This window comes from Raoultibacter massiliensis, assembly GCF_900199545.1.
Lineage (GTDB): Bacteria > Actinomycetota > Coriobacteriia > Coriobacteriales > Eggerthellaceae > Raoultibacter > Raoultibacter massiliensis.
In genome coordinates, this window is the sequence record NZ_LT962671.1 from 1,535,733 (window position 1) to 1,555,717 (window position 19,985).

The window sequence follows — 19,985 nt, forward strand, 5'->3', positions numbered from 1 at the left end:
CCCACCGAACCCGCTTTGACAACGCATGTTCTTGCATAGTTGCACGTTTCCGCCGAATCTGCATTCGGCGCATTGCGTCTGCTGCACCCGTCGAGCTCGCCGCCTCAGCGTCGATAGCGCACGTATGGGGGGATCCTCCCATTATCGCCGTCTGTACTTTAGCACAGTAGAGTAATAAAGCAATAGTATTTTTCGCAAAGGAGGCCAAACGCCCGCAAAGAGAGCGCCCAGCGGTCGATTTCGCATACGATGCACCATTCCACAGCTCAGCCGTACAGCAGAGCGAAATCGTATATCTCCCGAAAAATGGCGGTCAAGGCATGCTTCCGTCAGGATTGGGTTCGCTATATAATCTATTCCATAATTGTGATCAGGGGAAACGCTGACAGCGATCCTCAAATGGCGCGAAAAGCACCCCTTATGAGGCCCAAATGGTGACGGAAGCATGCCTTGACCGCCATTTTTGGGCGATTTTGAGCAAGGAAGACCGCGATCCGCATTCGAGGGCCGCGCGCCCTCGCTTCGAAAGCCGAACCGGAGACACCGCATCAGAATCCACGGCCTTCGGAGGCAAGCGTTCGAAAGCGAGCAACCGCCACGAATCGGGGCGCAGCTCGGCACCGTCGCCCTATATCGGCGCCGTTCGATATATACTGTTCTATTATTCTGATACGAATACAAAGGAGCAATCCATGGCAGAAGACTTTTCCTATGACGAGATAGCAGAGAACTTCTTCGCACCGGTCTACCCCATCGTTGCCAAGGCGATTCTCGATACAACGGACGTTCGCACGGGAAGGCTCCTCGACCTCGGCTGCGGGGGCGGCCATTTGGGTTTCGAGCTTCTCGATCGGGGGGATTTCGAATCGGCCGTCTTCGCCGACGCAAACCCCGAGGCGCTGAGGGTCGCCGAAAAGCGCGCCGAAGAGCGGGGCCTTCGCCCGGTCATGAAAACGAGTCGGCAAGACGCATGTGCGCTCGACCTGCCCGAAAGCTCGTTCGACCTTATCGTCTCACGGGGCAGCATGCCGTTTTGGGATGACCAGCGGGCTGCGTTTGAGGGGATATACCGACTGCTTGCACCGGGCGGCTGGGCTTACGTTGGGGGCGGGCTCGGGAACGCCGAAATCGGAGAGCAGATTAAGCGAAAAATGACCGAAGAGCGAGACAGGAACGGCGACGAGGGCCCCTGGTGCTTCGACAGGAAAAATTCCAAGGCATTGACCGATGACGAGTATCGAGCGCTCTTCGCCGAGACCGATGCCGAGCTGACGATCATCAACACCGACGACGAAGGCCACTGGATCATTCTTGCAAAGCCCGCAGCGTAAGCTTTGCGTCCCGCATCAGATTTTACGCCGCGACCGAAGAGCCCGAACGGCAGCGGCCCCGAATAGCTCGGGGCCGCTGCATCGGCTTGCGCGGAATATTCTGCACTGCGCGAATCCTGCGTTGCAGCAGCGCCCGACAGCCTAATACCCCATCTGCATGGTTATCTGCCACATGTTCCATGACATGTAGACGCAGAAGGCGACGTAGATCGTCGCGATGATCTTGATGGCGATATGCCAATCGCTCTTCCAGCATAACACGATGCCAACCGGCCAGAATATCAAAAGGAAGAACACGATCCAGAACGTTTGCTTGTGCCATTTCTTTTCGTTCGGATCGCGCATCAGATCGTTGGCATCTTCCCGCTGGGCCTTGTGCTGCCAGTCCCCCGGCCTGTGGTTCTCGTCGCTCATACCGATTCCTCCTGAGATCGAACAGACTTCGGCAATCGTATCGCGTATCGACCGGGGCGCCCGCAGGCACCCCGGTTTCGTTGCTAGGCCGTAATCTGCAACCGGTAAACCTAGCCGAGCTTCTGCGCCAAAAGCTCGTTAATGACCTTCGGGTTGCCCTGCCCGCGCATCTCCTTCATGCATTGGCCGACGAAGAATCCGATGAGGCCCGTCTTGCCCGCCTTGTACTGCTCGACCTTCTCGGGGTTTTCAGCCAGCACCTTGTCGACCACAGCCTCGATCGCACCCGAATCGGAAACCTGCTTCATCCCGCGCTCCTCGACGATGGCAGATGGATCCTTGTCCTCGTCGATTATGGCCGCAAACACTTCTTTGGCCTGCTTGGACGAAATGGCGTCTTCGGCAAGCAGGCCCACGAGCTCGACCGCTCTTTCGGGCGTAAGCGACGTATCGGCCAGCTCGATGCCGTCGTTGGCGTTGAGGTAGCCCGTCACGTCGTTGATGATGAGGTTGGCAAGCGGCTTGGCAAGCGGCGCATCGCCGGCAAGCGCCATGCACGCCTCGAAGAAACTCGACGTGCTGCGATGCTCGACCAAATGACGCGCGTCATAGGCGGAAAGCCCGAATGCATCTTCGTAGCGTTTCGCCTTTTGATCGGGAAGCTCGGGAAGCTTTTTCCGCACGCCTTCGATGAACTCGTCGGAAAGATCGTACGGAGCGAGATCGGGTTCGGGGAACAGGCGGTAGTCGTCGGCCGTCTCTTTCACGCGCATGACGATCGTGCGTTTGGCCGATGGATCCCAGTGACGGGTTTCCTGGTAGATGATGCCGCCCTCTTCGAGTACCTCGGCCTGGCGGCAGATCTCGTAGGCAAGGCCGTCGTGAAGGTTCTTGAAGCTGTTCATGTTCTTGAGTTCGGTCTTCGTGCCGAACTCGGTAGCTCCACGGCGGCGAAGGCTCACGTTGCCGTCGCAGCGCAGGCTTCCTTCCTCCATCGAGCAGTCGGATATGCCGAGCGTCAGATAGATCTGGCGAAGCTTCTGCATGAACAGGCGCGCTTCCTCGGGCGTGCGCAGCTCGGGCTCGGTCACAAGCTCGATGAGCGGCGTACCGCAGCGATTGTAATCGACGAGCGAATGCGTGGCTCCCGCAATGCGGCCCTCGGATCCACCGACATGGTTCATCTTGCCCGCGTCCTCCTCCATGTGAATGCGTGTGATGCCCACATGGGCGCGGTACCCTTCCGCGGTCCGCGTCACGTTCTCGCGGCTCTCGCCCGGCGCAAGGCCGTCCAGATCGATGCGCTCTTTCGCGGCGGGGCCGTCGACTTCAAGGTCAAGCCAACCGCGCATGCAGAAAGCCACCGGACCCTGCGTGGTCTGGAAGTTCTTCGACATGTCGGGGTACATGTAGTTCTTGCGGTAAAACATCGAGCGCTTCTCGATATCGCAGTTGGTAGCCAAGCCCGCCAGCACGATCGATTCGATGGCCGCCTTGTTAGGCACGGGCAAAGCGCCGGGCAGCCCCAGGCAAACGGGGCATGTATGCGTGTTCGGGTCAGCGCCGTATTCGAGCTTGCAGCCGCAGAACATCTTGGTCTGAAGCGTGGTGAGTTCGGCGTGAACCTCGAGGCCGATCACGGCCTCCCAATCGCGCAGCACCTCTTCGAGCTTCTTCATTTAGGCACCCGCCTTTCCATCGGCGAAAGCAGGCGCGATGCGCTCGATGTCGTAGCATTCTTCGAGCGCCGCCGCCACGCGAAACATATTCTCGTCTTTGAACTGCGGGGCGATGAGCTGCACGCCCACGGGAAGGCCCGTTTCGGCGCCGAGTCCCACCGGCAGGCTCATGCCGCCGTTGCCCGCGATGTTGATCGAGATGGTGAACATGTCGGATAAATACATCGACGTGGGGTCGGATACCTCGCCGAACGTGAAGGCCGTGCGTGGAGCAACGGGCGCGAGGATGCATTCAACCTGCTCGTAAGCCTTCGCGTAATCTTGCGTGATCAGCGTGCGCACCTGCTGGGCGGGATAGTAGTATTTCTCGTACACGCCTGCCGACAGAAGATAGCTGCCGAGCATGATGCGACGGCGCGATTCGGGACCGAATCCCGCGGCGCGGCTCGCCTCGTACTGGCTGCCGAGATCTTTGTGCCCCGGATCGCAGTAGCCGTAGCGAACCGAGTCGAATCGGGCAAGGTTCGAAAACGCCTCGCAGGGGCCGAGCACGTAGTAGGCGCTCATGGCAGCCTGTGCGTTGGGCAGCTCGATCTCGACGAGTTCGGCGCCGAGCTTCTCGAGATTGGCAGCGGCCTGTTCGACCTTCGCCTTCACTTCGGACTCAAGGCCCTGGGCGTCCATGAATGCGGGGACGATGCCGATTTTCATGCCGCGCACACCCTGTCCGAGGTTCGCCGTAAAGTCGGTCGAGATATCCTGACTCGTGCAATCGAGCGGATCGCGACCCGAGATCGCATTCAGCGCATAGGCGGCGTCTTCGACCGTCTTCGCAAATGGACCCACCTGGTCGAGCGAAGATCCGAACGCAACGACGCCATAGCGGGAAACCACGCCGTAGGTGGGTTTCACGGCAACGACGCCGCAGAAGCTGCCGGGCTGGCGGATCGAGCCGCCGGTATCGCTCCCGAGCGTAACGGCCGCGAGACCCGCGGCCACCGCCGCGGCGCTACCGCCCGACGAGCCGCCGGGAACGCGCGAGACATCCCACGGGTTTCTCGTCGGCCCAAACGCGGATGTCTCGGTGGAAGAGCCGAAAGCGAACTCGTCCATGTTGAGCTTGCCGAGTGGAATGCCTCCCGCTGCGATGGTTTTTTCAACGCAGGTGGCCGTATAGGGCGAAACGTAGTTTTCAAGCATGCGGGACGAACAGGTGGTGTGCGTGCCCGCCTGGTTCATGTTGTCTTTGAACGCCACCGGCACGCCCGCGAGCGGTCCGCATGCAGCAAGCTCTCCTGCGGCCACGGCGGCATCGAGCTTGGCAGCCTGCTCGAGCGCAAGCGCCTCGGTTGTTTCGAGAAATGCATGGATCGTCGGATCCACCGCGCCGATGCGCGCGATGGACGAATCGGCGATTTCGCGTGCCGAGAACTCCTTCGCCGCCAACCCTTCGCGGATGGCGCGAATGCTCATCTCTGAAAAGTTCGTCATCAGCGATCGCCTCCCTCGCCGAGAATCGAGGGGATGAGAAAGCACCCGTCCTGCTGCTTCGGAGCGTTTTCAAGCGCGGTTCCCTGCGTGAAGCTCTCCTGCTCCTCGTCTTCGCGCATGATATTGCTCAGGGCTCCAATCGGATGAAACGTCGGCTCGACGCCATCCAAATCATATTCGGTGATGGGTTTCAGGCTTTCGATGATCCCGTTCAAATCGACGGTCATCTGAGCAACTTCGTCGTCGGTAAGGCCGATCCGCGTATAGGTCGCGATATCGCGCACATCCTTTTCGGTTACGTGTTGAGGCATTGGACTTCCTTCGCTTTTCCCCTGCGGGAAACCAGAAACGAACGGCAAAAAACATTCGCCGTCCATGATAGCAAAGGGTGCAGGCCCGCGGGACGCGTAAACGGTATTCGTCACAGAGGATTTACGGGTCGATTCGGCGGCGAGTCCGAAAGAGCTGCCTTGGCCGGGCCATCGCGCTGAACGCACGAAATGCCTCCGAACGCGAACCCCCGATCCAGACCCCGCAACCAAAAGCGCGGATTCCTTGGTACAATTGGCCAAACGAAACCACGTTGGAAAACCATCGGAGCGCAAAGAGCCCATGACCGCAGACAATCCAGCAGATTTTCCTTACAGGCCCGTCGCAGACGCCCAAAGCTCTCGTGTGCGCAAACGGTATTGGGCTACGGCGATCGGGCTGCAGAAAGTCGACGGGCTCGAGCCGTCGCCCTATTTGCGAGAATTGGCCAGTATGAACGTTGCGGGTGAGCTATCGCTTTCGGAAACAAGCGCGCGCATTAAAACGTACCATCGAAGCGAAGCCAGCGCGCCACATCCTTCTTCCGGGGAACGCGAAGCCGATCTCGTGAGCCAAAGAATCGTCGAGATGCTTGCTGCGCGGTCGTTTCAATTCATGCCGGACATGCTTGCCGCAATACACGCAAACCTCTTCCAAGACCTCGATTCCACCGTATATCGCCCGGGCAAGTACAAACGAGAAGCCCTGATGAAGCAAGAGGAGATATTAAACGGCGACAGCATCGTGTATGGCGATCCCTTCCTGATCGACAGGGCTCTCGATCTTCTTTTCGAACGGGAAGAAGGCTTCGATTACGGGTTCTCCTTCGATCGAGACAAAACGGTTCGCTTCAGCTCTTTCATCGCAAACGTTTGGCAGGTCCACCCCTTCGAGGAGGGCAACACGCGCACCGTCGCCGTATTCGCCGAATTGTATCTCGACCACCTCGGGTTCGATGTTGCGAACGGCCCGTTTGAAGACAATGCGAAATACTTTCGCGATGCACTCGTGCGCGCCAACTACCGCAATGCGAAAGCCGGGATCAAACCGACGATCGACTACCTCGCTTCCTTTTTTGAAAATCTGCTCTGCAACAAGGACAACGTACTCCGTTCGTCAGACCTCGTCTGCACGCCGCTGTTCGACGACCCGTCCCTCCTGAGAAACATCGACTCCGCACAAGCGATCAACGGTCGACAAGCTTAAGCGCTCATCGACCGGCATCCCTGCGACCATCGTTTAAATTATCGAATCGACTGCTTTCCAAATACCCGTTGACACAAGATACTATGTGCAATATAGTATCTTGCGAAAGGAGGTATTATATGGACGCGCAATTGAAGCGAGGGTTTCTCGATGTGTGCGTGCTTGCATCGATCAACCAGCAAGATTCCTACGGCTACCAGATCGTCAAGGACGTGCCCCCAAACCTACACCTCACAGAATCAACCTTGTACCCCCTGCTCAAACGGCTTGAATCGGCTGGATTGCTCACGGTGTACTCAGTCGAGCATAACGGACGGCTCCGCAAGTACTACCGAATAACCGAGGCGGGCATCGCGTACCTGAACGGCTTTCTGGCCGAATGGGACGAGATCACCACCGTCTATGAATACGTGAAACGAGGTGCCACCAAATGAACAAGGAAGAATTCCTCGGCGCGCTGCGCCGAGCACTCGGCAAGCTCCCCTCCTACGAGGTCGAGCAAACGATCACCTTCTATGCCGAGATGATCGATGACCGAATCGAAGACGGCATGAGCGAGCAGGATGCCATCCGCGAACTCGGACCCATCGACGCCATCGCCGCGCAGATCACCGCCGAAACGCCCGCCATTCCCAAGGCCATCGCAAAGGCCAACACCGGCTCGCGCACCCTGAACATCGTGCTTCTCGCCGTGTTCTCCCCCATCTGGATACCGATCGCCATCGCTTTGGCTGCTGCCGCGCTGTGCGTGTACTTTGCAATATGGCTGACCGTCTTTGCACTGTGGCTTACGGTCGCGCTGCTGCTTTTATGCGGCCCGATCGGCATCGTGGGTCTCATCTGGTGCCTCGCCAACGGCTATCAGCTACCGGCGCTCTACATTCTCGGGTGCGGACTCGCCGGTGCAGGCCTCGGACTGTTCGCCTGGTTCGGCGTGCTCGCCGCAAGCAAGGGACTCATCAGGCTCACCCATTCGTTTGCCAACTGGGTCAAGGGCCTGTTCGTGAAACGCCGCTCCCCCAACCCAGAGTATCCGCGCTCGCAAGCGGCGGCCCCCGTTGCGCGCACCGTAGAGGGAGGTCCCTACCATGTCTAAAGCGCAGAAAATCACTCTCATCGTTGCCACGGTGCTCCTTGTAAGCGGACTCGGCCTTTCGTTCGCCGTGCTTGCCATGGCCGATTTCAATCTGGGGAACCTTTCCACTACACGCGATTGGGTGTTGACCTCCGATACGCTTGCGCCCGAATCGGAGGCAGCGCATACCGATATCGTCGTCCGAGACGGTTCGGAAAACGTACGCATCGAACTCACCTCGGGAAAATCGATCGAGATCGAGTACTGGGAGAATTCCAACAAGAGCTTTGCAACGACCGACCTCGACGGCGTGCTCACGATCGAGGGCTCTCAGGAACCCACATTCGGATTCATGGTTATGGATCTGCAGGACCGCACGACCGTCATCAAGATTCCCGCCGAGTACGCCGGATCGCTCACCGTTCAAACGGCAAGCGGGAACGTCGCCATCTCTGACCTTACCGCCATCGATGAACTCGAGGCGTCTGCCATGAGCGGAGACGTGGTTCTTAAAAACGCGAATGCCCAAAGCATCGAACTCGTTACGGCAAGCGGGAACGTCGATGCAGCCAAGGCCCGGTGCACCCGCTTTTCCGCAAATTCGATGAGCGGCAACGTCTCCGTCGAAACCGTCGATGCCCTCGACTTCTCCGCAACGGCGGCAAGCGGCAACGTCAGGATCTCGAAAGTCAACGCCGAAGAGTTCGTAACCACATCGACAAGCGGCAACGTGCACGCGTTCGATTGCTTCGGCTCCGCCATGACTCTCGAAACGGCAAGCGGCAACATCGACGCGCGCGTTATCGGCTCCGAAAGCGATTTCGTTATCGCGGCCTCGACCGCAAGCGGCAGCGTCCACGCGCCGCGAGGATCCGCCGATGGCGAATACGCCATATCGATGCGAACGGCAAGCGGCAACATCGACCTCGCGCTTACCGGAGCCGCTGCACCGAACACCTCGGAAGACCAGGGTTCGACGGCACCGAGCGCGCCCGAGGCGCCAGAAGCGCCGAAAGCTCCCGAAGCGCCGAATTCCTAGCGGTGCTTTGCGCCGGCCGATGAATGCCAGCAAGCGAAAGCCAGCCGCGCTCATCCGATAATCCAATAGCAGACGAAGCGCTTGAACGGGATTGCCGCTCAAGCGCTTCGTCCTTCGTCTGACTTTTCAGAGAGATACATGCAAGAGATCAGCGAAACTCGCTCGGTTATCCCTTTCGCATGGCCGGCCCGATTACGAAATCGTACATAATCTAGCAACCGAAAAGATCATCGAGATCGGGGTTAACATCTGCCGCATCGACATGCGCAACAAGGTTGCCATGATACGAGGCTATGCCGTCGCAAAGAACCTTCTTCTCAACCGCCCATGCGCTGACGAGCTCTTCACCCTGAAGGCCTTGCGCGATAAGATCCCGTAGGATGAGCGCATCGAACTCGTCGTTGTCGGAAAGCTCGATGGGTTTAACCAGGATACCTTCCTCGGTAAACGTAATCGTTGCGTATTCGCTGAAACCCCCGTCCTCCAACCATGCCTTCGGAATGCTCACTTGGCCCTTGCTCGATATCTTTCGAACGAGTGGCCTTTCGACGATTGCCTCGACCATGATGGTTCTCCCTTGCTTAAGGTAAACGGTTCAACGGTAAACAGTTTGCCACAAAAGAGTGTCTCGATTATGGGATACCCGCCCTGGCGGCCATCTTTCGAACGAAACGTCGCGCTCTCGGGTGCCAGCCCGCCGCCAACCCGGGCAAAGTTGCTCACTCGAACGCCGCAGCAGCCTTTTTCAGCTCGTCGATGATGGCGATATGCTGCGGGCACACCTCTTCGCACGCGCCGCACTCGATGCACTTCGAAGCCTCCCCGCCCGTTGCGTTCCAATCGTAGTTCTCCTGCGCACGGTATTCGTCGTTAAACGCGATGAGCATGTTGAGCGAGGCGAGCGCCACGGGAATGCGCACGCCCTCGGGGCAACCCTTGATGCAATAGCGGCAATCGGTGCAGGGAATGACCGGGAGTCCGTCGAGCGCTTTGCGCGCGCGGGCAACAACGGCGTGTTCGGCTTCGCTCAGCGGAGCGAAATCCTTCATGATCCCGACGTTCTGCTGCACCTGCTCAAGCGACGACATGCCCGAAAGCACGGTTACGATGCCGGAAAGCGAAGCGGCGAACCGTAAAGCCCATGAAGCAAGAGAGGCTTTCGGATCGGCTTCGCACAGAATCGATGCAACGCTTTCGGGCAGCTTCACAAGCGATCCGCCCTTGATGGGCTCCATGACGACGACCGGAAGCCCATGGGCGCGGGCGATCTCATAGCACTTGCGCGACTCGATGGAGTCGCTCTCCCAATCGGCATAATTGATCTGAAGCTGCACGAAATCGACCTCGGGGTGCGTATCGAGCACGCGCTCGAATTCGTCGGCCTTATCATGGAAAGAGAAACCGAGGTTCCTGATCAGTCCGGCATCTTTCTGTTCGCGGGCAAATTCCCATAGCCCGTAGTCTTCGAACAGAGCGGATCGGGTTTCTCCAAGATTGTGCAACAGATAGAAATCGAAATATCCCGCACCCGTTTCCGCAAGCGACGTTTCAAACATCGAGCGCGCCTCTTCGGCGTCGGCCGCCATCCATGCCGGCAGCTTCGTGGCAACTTGGAAGCTCTCGCGCGGATACCGCTCGACGAGCGCTTCACGCAGCGCCGCTTCCGATTTGCCTCCATGATAGCCGCGGGCCGTATCGAAGTACGTGAAACCCGCCGCCATGAAGGCATCCACCATGAGCTTCACCTGCTCGATGTCGATGGTCTTCTCGCCCGCCGCCTCCACCAGGGGAAGCCTCATGAATCCGAAGCCGAGCTTCGGGATATCCTCGCCCAGATACGTCATTGCCACATCCTTGCCTTCGTCTTAACCGAACAGCGCCTCACTTCGCGCACCCCGTATTGTAGACGTTCCCGACCCGCAAAAGCAGAGGACGGCCCCCGAAGGGGCCGCCATCTACACGTTGAACTTGAAGTGCATGACGTCGCCGTCCTGGACGACGTATTCCTTGCCTTCCTGGCGCAGCTTGCCGACCGCCCGGCAGCCCGCTTCTCCCCCGTACTCCACGTAATCGCCGAAGCTCGCGGTTTCCGCCTTGATGAAGCCGCGTTCGAAATCGGTATGGATCACACCCGCCGCCTGCGGCGCCTTTGCGCCGATGGGAATGGTCCAAGCGCGCGACTCGGTCTCGCCGCTCGTGAAGAACGATTGCAGCCCGAGCAGGCGATACGCCTCGCGCACGAGCTTCGCCAGCCCGCTTTCCTCAAGCCCCATGGCCTCCAGGTACTCCTTTGCCTCCTCGGCATCGAGTTCGGCGAGATCGGCCTCCACCTTCGCGCAGATGGGCACGGGCGTGCATCCGTCGATTTCGGGAAGATCGGCTGCAAGCTGATCCTCGTCGACATTGGCGATGTAGAGCATGGGCTTTACGGTGAGCAGGTGCAGATCGTAGATGCTCGCACGTTCGTCGTCGGTCAGGTCCATGCGCGCTACGCGGTGCCCGTCATCAAGCCCCGCAAGCACCTTCTTGGCGGTTTCCAGCTTGAAGGCGGCCGCCTTATCGCGCTTCGCCTCTTTCTCGAGCCGCGGCAGCGCTTTTTCAACCGTCGCCATGTCAGCGAGGATAAGCTCGGTCTTGATGGTTTCGACATCGCTTTGCGGATCGACCCTGCCAGCCACATGCACGACGTCGGGATCGCTGAAAAAGCGCACTACCTCGCAGATGGCATCCGTTTCGCGGATATTGGCAAGGAATTGGTTGCCAAGCCCCTCGCCCTGCGAAGCCCCCGCCACAAGCCCGGCGATATCCACGAACTCCACCGTTGCGGGCACCAGGCGCGCCGGGTTGTCGATCTTGGCCAGCGCGTCAAGACGCGCGTCGGGAACCGGTACCACACCCACGTTGGGCTCGATCGTGGCGAACGGGTAGTTGGCGGCAAGGCCGCCTTTATTGGTAAGCGCGGTGAACAGCGTCGATTTGCCCACGTTGGGCAAGCCGACGATTCCGATGGATAGCGACATTGAACGGGCTCCTTCTACGATAGCAAGAAGCCATTATAGAGGATTTGAATCCCGAGCTAAAGCGCGATTCCAACGCCTCGGGCCGGTAGGCGAACAAGCGGCGGAATTCGAGTTGCGAGCAGCGGCAAAACACAGGTTGCGCCCGCACGAAAAAGAAGCCGCGGGTCGGACTCCGCAGCTTCGCTGACATCATACGACAGAATCGCCCGAATCGGCGCCATCGCAACCCGACCGTAACGTCGCCGTAATACGGCGCGTCGGCATCAAGCCTCCATGCTGCTCTCGAACAGCGCACGGTCGGCAATCTTGTAGCCCACGCGCCATACGGTGATGAGGTAGCGCGGCTTCGAGGGGTCTTCTTCGATCTTCTCCCTGATCTTGCGCACGAACACCGTCACGCTGTTCGGATCGGTCGCGTCCTTATCGCCCCAAACGTGCTCCATGATCTGGTCGCGCGTGAACACGTTGCCCGGATCCGATGCAAGAAGCTCCAGAAGCTCGAACTCGCGCGAAGACAGGGAAACGAGCCTTCCCCCCAGGCGAACCTCGTAGCGCCCGAACAAAAGCTCGAGATCTCCCACCTGATAGGCTTTGTGCTTCTTGAGAGCGGGAGCGCGGTCGACATCGTTCGCATTTCCCTTGCGCCGCAGATGGGCCTTCACCCTCAGCGACAGCTCCTCGGGCTGGAACGGTTTGACAAGATAGTCGTCAGCACCCATTTTAAAGCCGATGCTCTTATCGACGATATCCCCCTTCGCCGACAAGAACATAATCGGTATCTTCCTGCCCTCGCTTCGGATGATCTCGCAGATATCGTAGCCGTTCGTATCGGGAAGCATCACGTCGAGGATCAAGAAATCAGGCCGCTCGGCTCGCAGCATCGTCAAACCTTCGGAGCCGTTGGCGGCGCAGCAGTACTCGTAGCCGTCGCGCTCGGCAATCTGGCCGATGAGAACCTGAAGGCTCTCATCGTCGTCGATCAGCATTATCTTAGTCATCGCTTCCCTCCGCAGGCTGTTCGGCCGGAAGTACCACGCAAAACGTGCTTCCCTGCCCCAGCTCGCTTTCTACCGATACCGTGCCGCCGAGCATAGCCGCCAGATCTTTCACCAAGGAAAGGCCGAGACCGCTGCCGCCGTAGCGCCGTACCGTCGACATGTTCTCCTGAGCGAATCTCTCGAAGATCAGATCCTGCTTGTCAGCCGGTATGCCGATCCCGTCATCGATCACCTCGATGACGACGATCCCTCCGCTCTCGTCATAGCGGACCCGAACCTCGACCGAGCCGCCCTCCGGAGTGAATTTTATCGCATTGCTTACCAGGTTGACGAGAATACGCCGCACCTTTTCCCAATCCGACGAGATCAACGGCACATTGGATGCAACGTTCGTCGCAAACGCGATGCTCTTCTTGGCCGCAAGCGATTCGCTTGAAGCCTCCACCATGCCGACCACGTCGTTGATATCGACGAGTTCGAGGTTGAGTTTCTCGGAGCCGGCCTGAATCCGCGCGGTCTCGAGCACGTTGTCGACCATCTCAAGCAGAATGCGGCCGTTTTTGTCGATCTCCTCGAGTTGCTTGCGCACAAGCGCGTTCTCGCCCGACACGTTGTCGGCCATGAGATCGGTGAACGCGAGGATGGAGGTGAGCGGCGTGCGCAGCTCGTGGCTTACGATGGCGAGGAAGTCGGATTTGTACTGGTTCTCGCGCTTGAGCTTGTCGTTGACCTCTTCGACATGCCGCCTCTGGCGTTCGAGCTCCTCGTTCGCCTCGGAAAGCTGAACCGTCCGCTCATCCACTTCCGATTCGAGGTTGCCGTAAAGCGACGAGAGGCTCTTGGCCATGGTGTCGAACCGATCGAACAGCTCGTCGATCTCCCTCGTGGTATAGATCGGATTCATCTCCTCGGCTGCATCGGGCGGATCACTCGGCGATCCGTCGGACATCTTCGCGAAGGATCGCTGCAACCGCTCGAGCGGATTGGTGATGAGACGGGTCAGCACCACGTAGATGATGATCGCCATGCACAGCATGATGGCGACGAAGAACAGCACGTTGTTCACTACGGCAGTGCGCATGTTCTCGAAATACACGTCGGTGGGGACGGTGACGCTCACCGCACCCGCCAGATCTCCGATCTCCCAGCCTTCCTTCGCGTATCCGGTGGGATCGATCTCGCCGGCAGGCGTTCCGTGGCATTCAACGCAGTGTTCGGTCACCTTCATGGCCGATACGTAGCGAAACACCGATCCCTCGTCCGAATCTTCGAATCCGTAGTAATACTCGGTACCCGAACCGTCAGCGAACAGCTCAAGCGCATGCTTCTCGTAGGAATCGGGGCTGTTGTGGCGATTGCGCGGCTCGATGTTCGTGAAGCGGATCTCGTAGTCGGAATTCTGAGAGAAGAACGCTGCGACCGATTTGCCCGCGATCGCGCAGTGAAGCCGCTTGTACTCGTATTCGCCATCGAAGGTGTAGTTGATGACGTCTTGATTGATGGAGATGAAATTCCAGACCGCGTCCATCTCCTGGACGAGCACGCGCGACTCCTCGAGCAGAACCGCCTCGGTCGCCTCCTTCTGCGATTCGTACGTCCATACGATATCGACGACGAGCAGAAGAGCGAGCACGGCCGAAAGCATGCCGATAATCTTCGTCTTCATGCTGATATTGCTTTTTCGTTCCGCCAATGCACACCGCCCCGTCCGCGCGATCAAGGGTTCCTTCATGCGGACCCCGTGCCATTATACGGCTTACTCCGCAAGGCGATAGGCGGCTTCATCGATCTCGTCGGTTGGCTTCGCGCCGAGCGCCTGCGCCAGCGAGAGAAGGGTCGAAAGCGATATGTCGGCAACAGCGCAGTAGAACGGCTCATGCGCACGGGTTTTCATGTTGGCGAAATACGTTGGGGCAAACACGAGCAGATGGTCGGAAAGGAAGCTGCGCACGGCGTCGCTTGCGCGAAACGCCTCTTTCCCGGCATCCGTTTCCCCAACCGCCCGAACGTCCCGGCCGGCTTCGTCTGCCGCGCCATCGCCTTCTACGGCAAGCGCGTCGGCAGCGCAACCCAGCACATGCGTAAGAAACGCGAACTCGTAGCCGATATGGTCGTCGGGCTTGTTTCCCAACTGGGGAACCTCGACTCCCCACGCATGATATGATTCGCGGACCTGCAGCGTCGTGGGGCCGAACATCGTTCGATCGTCGGTACGGTAAACCGATTCGAACGGAGAGGTACGGCTCGCCCCGACCATGTAGAACAGGTAGGTGTAATCGCGCTTCACTTCGGTGACGAAGTCGTCCTTGCCCCGAGCATCGGCCCGCTCGAGCACGCCGTACAGCGCAGATGACGCATCGGGCGCAACCGATGCGAACGGCTCTTCGAGAAGAAGGCTGCGCTGATCGATCAGCTGATCGATCAGTTTTTCGGAGGGGCTTTCAACCAGCAGCGCAGAGCAGAATTCGCAAAGCACGCGATACGCCTGCACGGTAGCATGCGCCAGTATTGGTTCGGTTTCCATAGATGTTCCTCCTTGTAAACGGAGCCGATGGGGCAACGCAGATCGTACGATAGGCGAAACGGCGGATTCCAGGGTGAGAGCAGAATCCGCCGTTCGGTATCGCGCCGCCGCCCGGTTTGGCATCCGGGCGGCTTTCATGGTTTAGTGGCTGATCTCGATCGGATTCAGGATCTCGCCGCCTTTAGACGCATCGCGGTGCAACCCGATGACGACGTTGGCCGCCGTCGAATCCTCGAGCGTGCCGATCTCGGAGTTGTCGCCGTGCTTCTCACGCAACTCGTCGATCTTGCCGAACTCGAGCGCACGCACCGGGCACGCCTTGGCGCAAACCGGATCGGGCACACCCTCGGCATTCTCATCGCTGCAGAGCACGCACTTGTGGGAAAGACCGTCGGCAAGCTGCACGGGATGATTGTACGGGCATACCTGCTCGCACGTCATGCAGCCGATGCACACCTCCTTGTCGTTATCCACGATGCCCGTCTCGGTGTCCTTCTGCATGGCTCCGGTCGGGCAGTTCGAAACGCACGCCGGGTTGTCGCAGTGGTTGCAGGTGAGCGAGGTATAGCAGGTGAACGCCGTCGAGGTGTAAGCCCCGTCGTCGCCCTTGGCCCATTCGCCGCCGCCGAATTCCCAAACCTTGCGGAATTTCTGCGGTACCTCGAGATCGTTGCGATCGAAGCAAGCGGTCATGCACGCCTTGCAGCCGGTGCAGATATCGGTGTTGACATAAAATCCGTACTGTTCCATCGTTTACGCCCCCTTACGCCTTCTCGATCTTGCACAGATTGGAATGGACTCCGTTGCCCTTCGAGATGGGCGTCGGCCTCATGGACGTAAGCACCGAAATGCAGCCGCCCTTGTCGAGCACGTCCTTGCTGCCGATCGTCTCGGGATCGCGCGTCTCGGGATCGTACCAAGCTCCCTGGGGAATCGATACGACGCCGGGCATGATGCGCGGAGTCACCTTCGCAGAGAGCTGCGTGCGGCCGCGCTCGGTCGACACGACGACGTCTTCGCCGTTTTCAACTCCAAGCGCCGCAGCGTCCTGATCGTTGATCCAGCATTGCTGGGGAGCAACCGATTTCAGCCATTCGACGTTGCCGTACGAAGAGTGCGTGCGGGTCTTGGTGTGGTGGCCGATGAGCTGGAAGGGGTATTCCGCCTTCGTCGCCTCGTCGCCGAAGCCCTCGACGTTGTTGTAGTAGACAGGCAGGCCGGTGATCTGGTCGCGGCCGTCGTCGGGCACGTATCCGCCGCAGGTAAGATCCCACTGCTGGGAAAGGTTGTACGCCTGCTTGGAGAACACTTCGTACTTGCCCGAAGGCGTGCCGATCTTCTCGGGGTTGGCGATGGCCGGAGCGTGGTCGTCGGTCTTCTTGAACAGACCCTGCTCGCGGAACTCCTCGAAGGTGCCCGGAAGGTCTTCGCCCGCCTCTATGCCCTGCTCGTAGCACCACTGCACCCAATCGAGCTGGCTCTTGCCCTCGGTGAACTCGTCTTTGATGCCGAGCTTGTCGGCGATGAGCGTGCAGATCTCGTAGACCGGCTTTGCTTCGAACAGCGGATCGATCGCAGCGGTTTCACAGCACACGAAGCCCGTCCAAGCCGACCCGCCCGTGATGATGTCGTCTTCCTCGAAAGCGGTGGTGCCCGGAAGGATGATATCGGAGATGAGGGCCGTCGGCGTAAGGTAGCAGTCGACGGTCACGATCATGCGCACGCCCGAATCCTTCTCGTCGGGAAGGTTGTAGATGCGCAGGCTCTCGTTGATGTCGGCATGCTGGCCCATCATGACGTTGGAGGCGTAATTCCAAATGAACTTGATGGGAGCCTTGAGCGTGATCTCGCCCGGCGTCTCGGCGTAGGAGGTGGTGCCGGTCTCGTCGATGTAGCGCACTCCCCACGTGGCGTCGTTCATGGACTGGTAATCTTCGATAGCCTGGTACCAATCGAAGAACGACACGCATACGTCGACGCCGTTCTTTTCGGGGAAGGTCGGGATCGCGGTAGCAACCTTGTAGGGCACACCGCCCGTGCCTTCGCGAGCCCCGGTGCCGCCGCCGGAAATGCCGACGTTGCCCGTCAGCGTGGCGATCATGGCGATGGCGCGCGCGTTGTTGCCGCCGTTGCTGTGGCGCTGAGGGCCCCAGCCCTGGATCGTCGCGGTAGGCCCGTCGACGAACAGCTCGGCAAGCTCGCGAATGGTGTCGGCGGAAACGCCTGTGATGGCCGCCGCCCACTCAGGAGTCTTCTCTCCCGAGCCCGCATAGGCGCCGGTTCCCATAAGGTAGGCCTCGTAAGACATGTCCTCGGTGATCTCGAGCGCGCCGTCTTTATCGAAGCCCATAAACGTGGTGTCCTTCGGCTCGGCCTGTTTGACATCCTCGACGAACGTGTCGCTGTAGAATCCGACGAACTTGCTGCGGATGAATTCCTCATCGAGCTTGCCGCTGGTGTGCAGGTAATGGATCATACCCGCAACAAGCGCCATATCGGTACCGGGATGGATGGGCACCCATTGATTCGCAACGCCGACGGCGGTATCGGACAGATGGGGATCGACGACCACGATCTTGGCCTCAGGATTCTGCAGGCGCACCTGGGTGATCAGGTACTGCATGGCCGAGCCGCTCATGCGCGTGTTGGCGGGGTTGTTGCCGAACAGAACGATGTTCTTGGAGTTCACGAGATCGGTGACTTCGTTGTTGGAGTACGCATCGCCGTTGAACAGCGGCAGCTCCCAGTTGATCTGGCCGGTCGAATAATCGCAGTAATGGCGCAGGTAGCCACCCCACAGGTTCATGAGGCGGGCAAACGCGGTGTTGTCGGGATGCCAGGATTTGGCAACCGATCCGCCGAGCTGGCCCGTGCCGTACTGGATGTAGAACGCATCGTTGCCGTACTCGTCCTTGATCTCCTTCATGGTGTCGGCGATCGTCTGAATCGCCTCTTCCCACGAGATCTCGTCGTACACGCCTTCGCCGCGCTTGGTCCCCTCCGCTCGCTTGAGCGGCTTCTGGACGCGCGTATCGTTGTATATGCGCTGACGGTTGGTGCGACCGCGCACGCACGAGCGCATCTGGTAGATGCCGCCCGGCTCGAAATCATCGGTGCCATCGTTGTCGTTGCCGACGCGAACGACGGTGCCATCCTTCACGTAGATCTTGAGCGGGCAACGGCTTCCGCAGTTCACATGGCATCCTGACCACGTGACGGTGTCGTACTCGAACGCTTTGGCCGGTTCCTCCGTGCTGGCTTTCTCGTCTTCAACGTGAGGCGAGCATCCTGTCAGGGCAACACCTGCTCCCAACAGACCCGACCACGCGAGAAACGAACGGCGGCTGATTCCGGGCAAACGAAACGTCGACCCAGCGGCTTCCTGAACCATACTTCCCCCTTTCGGAGTTCCCGATGGGAACTTCTCTCCTCTATAGGTTTTACAGCCTCTGTTAGTCTAAGATCCTCGTCACAGAACCTCCATGCCGATCATCTGCATTTTTCCTTATTGAATTATTATCGAAATATTAACAGAGATAACGATCGGCAAAATAGCACGCCTGCGAACTGCGGTTATATCAACAGGCATGTCAATAAGTCCAGATAAACGGCAACTTAGAACATTCGCAGGATATGGAAAACCGATCAGCTTGCATGCAAAAGGCACGTCGAATAACAAGCAGACCATGGGGAGAATCGCGAAGAAGCAAACTCCCGCGCATCGCTAGAGGCTTTGCAAGTGCCGAAAATCTGTAGGGAAGTATAATTCCGGTGCATCCGACTACAAAGATGTTAGGTTATTCCAACAATACGTGATTGACAGATAGCGTTTTTGAGCTTAGATTTAAGGCAGTGGTTATGACGCGGTGATCTTACGGGGCCCGCGCCCACTTGAAGACGGCTGCCATATCAGGTAGCCGTCTTCTCATCTCATCAGGAGGAGAAGCTGGACAAGCCGTTCAAGACAATCGAGGAACAGATATCACTTCTTAACAGGCGTGGCGTAGCCACGGACGATGCGACCGCCAGCATCCTCATGAGGGAAGGCTATTACTCGATCGTCAACGGCTACAAAGCACCTTTTTTAGACATCGACGCTACTGAGAAAGTCGGTGACGACAGGTACAAGGCCGAAACGAAGTTTTCCGATCTGTACTCCCTATTCCTCTTCGATAGAGATCTTCGCGAGCTAACGTTCCACTACCTTTTGAGGGTCGAAGCCCTTGTCCGCACCGTCTGCTCTTACACTTTCTCGGAGGCGCATCGTGAACCGGACGCATATCTCGATCAGTCGAACTACGCGAGCGAGGATGAGTACAAACGATTCGGCCTCAAAGGCTATCGCTACAACCTGGCCAAGCTTCACGGAGAGCTGTTCAGGAAGGCGAACGGAAACAGCAGGGAATTCGTAGAGCACTACAGGCAAAACCACGACAACGTGCCTCTATGGGTATTGGCGAACGATCTCACCTTCGGAAATGTCGAGCATTTCTTCAATCTCATGAAACCGAGCGAGCAGATCGCCGTATGCAAGAGGATTGTCGATGCGACCGGGCACACGGGAGGCAAGCAAGGATTCTTCGAAGCATCGGAGATGCGCATCGGGCTCGATGCCATTGTGAAGTTCAGGAACATCTGCGCACACGACGAGCGGCTTTACTGCGCCAAGGTTGGAAAGAGAAGAGGCACCGACTATGTGCATTTGCTCGCGTATTTGAGAAGGTATCTTACGGATGACGAAATGAGCGCCATGATCATTTCCGTAAACGCGCTGGTGGAGAAATACTCTTGGGAAAGCGAGATGATATCCCATCTACTCGACAAGATGGGTTTTGCGAAAATAAACAAGTAGCGCAGGCGCATCGTAAAACACGGTTTAGCAAAGAAACAAAAGGGGCC

18 protein-coding genes are annotated in these 19,985 nt (G+C 58.6%); 6 read left to right on the forward strand and 12 right to left on the reverse strand.

The window, feature by feature from the left end:
- Nucleotides 1-692 precede the first annotated feature (692 nt).
- Entirely contained in the window at nucleotides 693-1,331 is a 639-nt protein-coding gene (locus C1719_RS10845) for a class I SAM-dependent methyltransferase (RefSeq protein ID WP_180963565.1), read from the forward strand.
- 141 nt (nucleotides 1,332-1,472) lie between these two features.
- Here C1719_RS10845 and C1719_RS10850 read toward each other — a convergent pair whose 3' ends face one another.
- The 4 genes from C1719_RS10850 to gatC form a co-directional block, all read right to left on the reverse strand.
- Nucleotides 1,473-1,745 (reverse strand): holotricin-3, encoded by a 273-nt coding sequence (locus tag C1719_RS10850; protein ID WP_102375122.1) that lies wholly within the window; start codon nucleotides 1,743-1,745, stop codon nucleotides 1,473-1,475.
- Nucleotides 1,746-1,855: 110 nt separating this feature from the next.
- Entirely contained in the window at nucleotides 1,856-3,424 is a 1,569-nt protein-coding gene (gene gatB / locus C1719_RS10855) for an Asp-tRNA(Asn)/Glu-tRNA(Gln) amidotransferase subunit GatB (RefSeq protein WP_102375123.1), read from the reverse strand.
- On the reverse strand, nucleotides 3,425-4,915 hold the full coding sequence (gatA, locus tag C1719_RS10860) for an Asp-tRNA(Asn)/Glu-tRNA(Gln) amidotransferase subunit GatA (protein ID WP_102375124.1): 1,491 nt from the start codon (nucleotides 4,913-4,915) through the stop codon (nucleotides 3,425-3,427).
- Complete coding sequence (gatC, locus tag C1719_RS10865) at nucleotides 4,915-5,226, reverse strand: Asp-tRNA(Asn)/Glu-tRNA(Gln) amidotransferase subunit GatC (RefSeq protein WP_102375125.1); 312 nt, start codon at nucleotides 5,224-5,226, stop codon at nucleotides 4,915-4,917. Before gatC ends, gatA begins: the two co-directional genes overlap by 1 nt.
- A 565-nt stretch (nucleotides 5,227-5,791) precedes the next feature.
- Between gatC and C1719_RS10870 the strand changes: the two genes are divergently transcribed.
- The 4 genes from C1719_RS10870 (at nucleotide 5,792) to C1719_RS10885 (ending at nucleotide 8,544) form a co-directional block, all read left to right on the forward strand.
- Nucleotides 5,792-6,430: a Fic family protein gene (locus C1719_RS10870; RefSeq protein WP_245874500.1), complete on the forward strand. Its 639-nt coding sequence runs from the start codon at nucleotides 5,792-5,794 to the stop codon at nucleotides 6,428-6,430.
- Between the two features lie 119 nt (nucleotides 6,431-6,549).
- Nucleotides 6,550-6,864 carry a PadR family transcriptional regulator gene (locus C1719_RS10875; protein WP_102375127.1) on the forward strand — a complete coding sequence of 105 codons (315 nt, stop codon included), beginning with the start codon at nucleotides 6,550-6,552 and terminating at the stop codon, nucleotides 6,862-6,864.
- Entirely contained in the window at nucleotides 6,861-7,526 is a 666-nt protein-coding gene (locus C1719_RS10880) for a DUF1700 domain-containing protein (RefSeq protein WP_102375128.1), read from the forward strand. Before C1719_RS10875 ends, C1719_RS10880 begins: the two co-directional genes overlap by 4 nt.
- Nucleotides 7,519-8,544, forward strand: coding sequence for a DUF4097 family beta strand repeat-containing protein (locus C1719_RS10885; protein ID WP_102375129.1), 1,026 nt, complete (start codon nucleotides 7,519-7,521; stop codon nucleotides 8,542-8,544). The genes C1719_RS10880 and C1719_RS10885 overlap by 8 nt, the downstream gene beginning before the upstream one ends.
- Before the next feature lie 211 nt (nucleotides 8,545-8,755).
- On the opposite strand, the gene C1719_RS10890 is transcribed toward C1719_RS10885, so the two are convergent.
- The 8 genes from C1719_RS10890 to C1719_RS10925 all read right to left on the reverse strand — a co-directional run bounded on the left by C1719_RS10890 (nucleotide 8,756) and on the right by C1719_RS10925 (nucleotide 18,477).
- The gene (locus C1719_RS10890; protein WP_102375130.1) at nucleotides 8,756-9,109 is read right to left on the reverse strand and encodes an AbrB/MazE/SpoVT family DNA-binding domain-containing protein; all 354 of its coding nucleotides are present in this window, start codon (nucleotides 9,107-9,109) and stop codon (nucleotides 8,756-8,758) included.
- A gap of 154 nt (nucleotides 9,110-9,263) precedes the next feature.
- Nucleotides 9,264-10,388 (reverse strand): aldo/keto reductase, encoded by a 1,125-nt coding sequence (locus C1719_RS10895; protein ID WP_102375131.1) that lies wholly within the window; start codon nucleotides 10,386-10,388, stop codon nucleotides 9,264-9,266.
- A 111-nt stretch (nucleotides 10,389-10,499) separates the two neighbouring features.
- Nucleotides 10,500-11,564 (reverse strand): redox-regulated ATPase YchF, encoded by a 1,065-nt coding sequence (ychF, locus tag C1719_RS10900; RefSeq protein WP_102375132.1) that lies wholly within the window; start codon nucleotides 11,562-11,564, stop codon nucleotides 10,500-10,502.
- A gap of 263 nt (nucleotides 11,565-11,827) precedes the next feature.
- The gene (locus C1719_RS10905; RefSeq protein ID WP_102375133.1) at nucleotides 11,828-12,562 is read right to left on the reverse strand and encodes a response regulator transcription factor; all 735 of its coding nucleotides are present in this window, start codon (nucleotides 12,560-12,562) and stop codon (nucleotides 11,828-11,830) included.
- The gene (locus tag C1719_RS10910) at nucleotides 12,555-14,228 is read right to left on the reverse strand and encodes an ATP-binding protein (RefSeq protein WP_245874501.1); all 1,674 of its coding nucleotides are present in this window, start codon (nucleotides 14,226-14,228) and stop codon (nucleotides 12,555-12,557) included. Before C1719_RS10910 ends, C1719_RS10905 begins: the two co-directional genes overlap by 8 nt.
- Before the next feature lie 90 nt (nucleotides 14,229-14,318).
- Entirely contained in the window at nucleotides 14,319-15,086 is a 768-nt protein-coding gene (locus C1719_RS10915) for a TorD/DmsD family molecular chaperone (RefSeq protein WP_180963566.1), read from the reverse strand.
- Between the two features lie 141 nt (nucleotides 15,087-15,227).
- Complete coding sequence (locus tag C1719_RS10920; protein WP_102375136.1) at nucleotides 15,228-15,836, reverse strand: 4Fe-4S dicluster domain-containing protein; 609 nt, start codon at nucleotides 15,834-15,836, stop codon at nucleotides 15,228-15,230.
- Nucleotides 15,837-15,849: 13 nt separating this feature from the next.
- Nucleotides 15,850-18,477, reverse strand: a complete 2,628-nt coding sequence (locus C1719_RS10925; protein WP_102375137.1) for a DMSO/selenate family reductase complex A subunit — start codon at nucleotides 18,475-18,477, stop codon at nucleotides 15,850-15,852.
- Nucleotides 18,478-19,122: 645 nt separating this feature from the next.
- Here C1719_RS10925 and C1719_RS10930 point away from each other — a divergent pair.
- Nucleotides 19,123-19,938 (forward strand): Abi family protein, encoded by an 816-nt coding sequence (locus tag C1719_RS10930; RefSeq protein WP_102375138.1) that lies wholly within the window; start codon nucleotides 19,123-19,125, stop codon nucleotides 19,936-19,938.
- The last annotated feature ends 47 nt before the right edge of the window (nucleotides 19,939-19,985 follow it).

Coding starts and splice junctions, on each gene's coding strand:
- gatA (WP_102375124.1), bottom strand. CDS start 4,915: ATGACGAACTTTTCAGAGATGAGCATTCGCGCCATCCGCGAAGGGTTG.
- C1719_RS10915 (WP_180963566.1), bottom strand. CDS start 15,086: ATGGAAACCGAACCAATACTGGCGCATGCTACCGTGCAGGCGTATCGC.
- C1719_RS10925 (WP_102375137.1), bottom strand. CDS start 18,477: ATGGTTCAGGAAGCCGCTGGGTCGACGTTTCGTTTGCCCGGAATCAGC.
- C1719_RS10895 (WP_102375131.1), bottom strand. CDS start 10,388: ATGACGTATCTGGGCGAGGATATCCCGAAGCTCGGCTTCGGATTCATG.
- C1719_RS10905 (WP_102375133.1), bottom strand. CDS start 12,562: ATGACTAAGATAATGCTGATCGACGACGATGAGAGCCTTCAGGTTCTC.
- C1719_RS10890 (WP_102375130.1), bottom strand. CDS start 9,109: ATGGTCGAGGCAATCGTCGAAAGGCCACTCGTTCGAAAGATATCGAGC.
- C1719_RS10920 (WP_102375136.1), bottom strand. CDS start 15,836: ATGGAACAGTACGGATTTTATGTCAACACCGATATCTGCACCGGCTGC.
- C1719_RS10875 (WP_102375127.1), top strand. CDS start 6,550: ATGGACGCGCAATTGAAGCGAGGGTTTCTCGATGTGTGCGTGCTTGCA.
- ychF (WP_102375132.1), bottom strand. CDS start 11,564: ATGTCGCTATCCATCGGAATCGTCGGCTTGCCCAACGTGGGCAAATCG.
- C1719_RS10885 (WP_102375129.1), top strand. CDS start 7,519: ATGTCTAAAGCGCAGAAAATCACTCTCATCGTTGCCACGGTGCTCCTT.
- C1719_RS10845 (WP_180963565.1), top strand. CDS start 693: ATGGCAGAAGACTTTTCCTATGACGAGATAGCAGAGAACTTCTTCGCA.
- C1719_RS10910 (WP_245874501.1), bottom strand. CDS start 14,228: ATGAAGACGAAGATTATCGGCATGCTTTCGGCCGTGCTCGCTCTTCTG.
- C1719_RS10880 (WP_102375128.1), top strand. CDS start 6,861: ATGAACAAGGAAGAATTCCTCGGCGCGCTGCGCCGAGCACTCGGCAAG.
- C1719_RS10930 (WP_102375138.1), top strand. CDS start 19,123: ATGAGGGAAGGCTATTACTCGATCGTCAACGGCTACAAAGCACCTTTT.
- gatB (WP_102375123.1), bottom strand. CDS start 3,424: ATGAAGAAGCTCGAAGAGGTGCTGCGCGATTGGGAGGCCGTGATCGGC.
- gatC (WP_102375125.1), bottom strand. CDS start 5,226: ATGCCTCAACACGTAACCGAAAAGGATGTGCGCGATATCGCGACCTAT.
- C1719_RS10850 (WP_102375122.1), bottom strand. CDS start 1,745: ATGAGCGACGAGAACCACAGGCCGGGGGACTGGCAGCACAAGGCCCAG.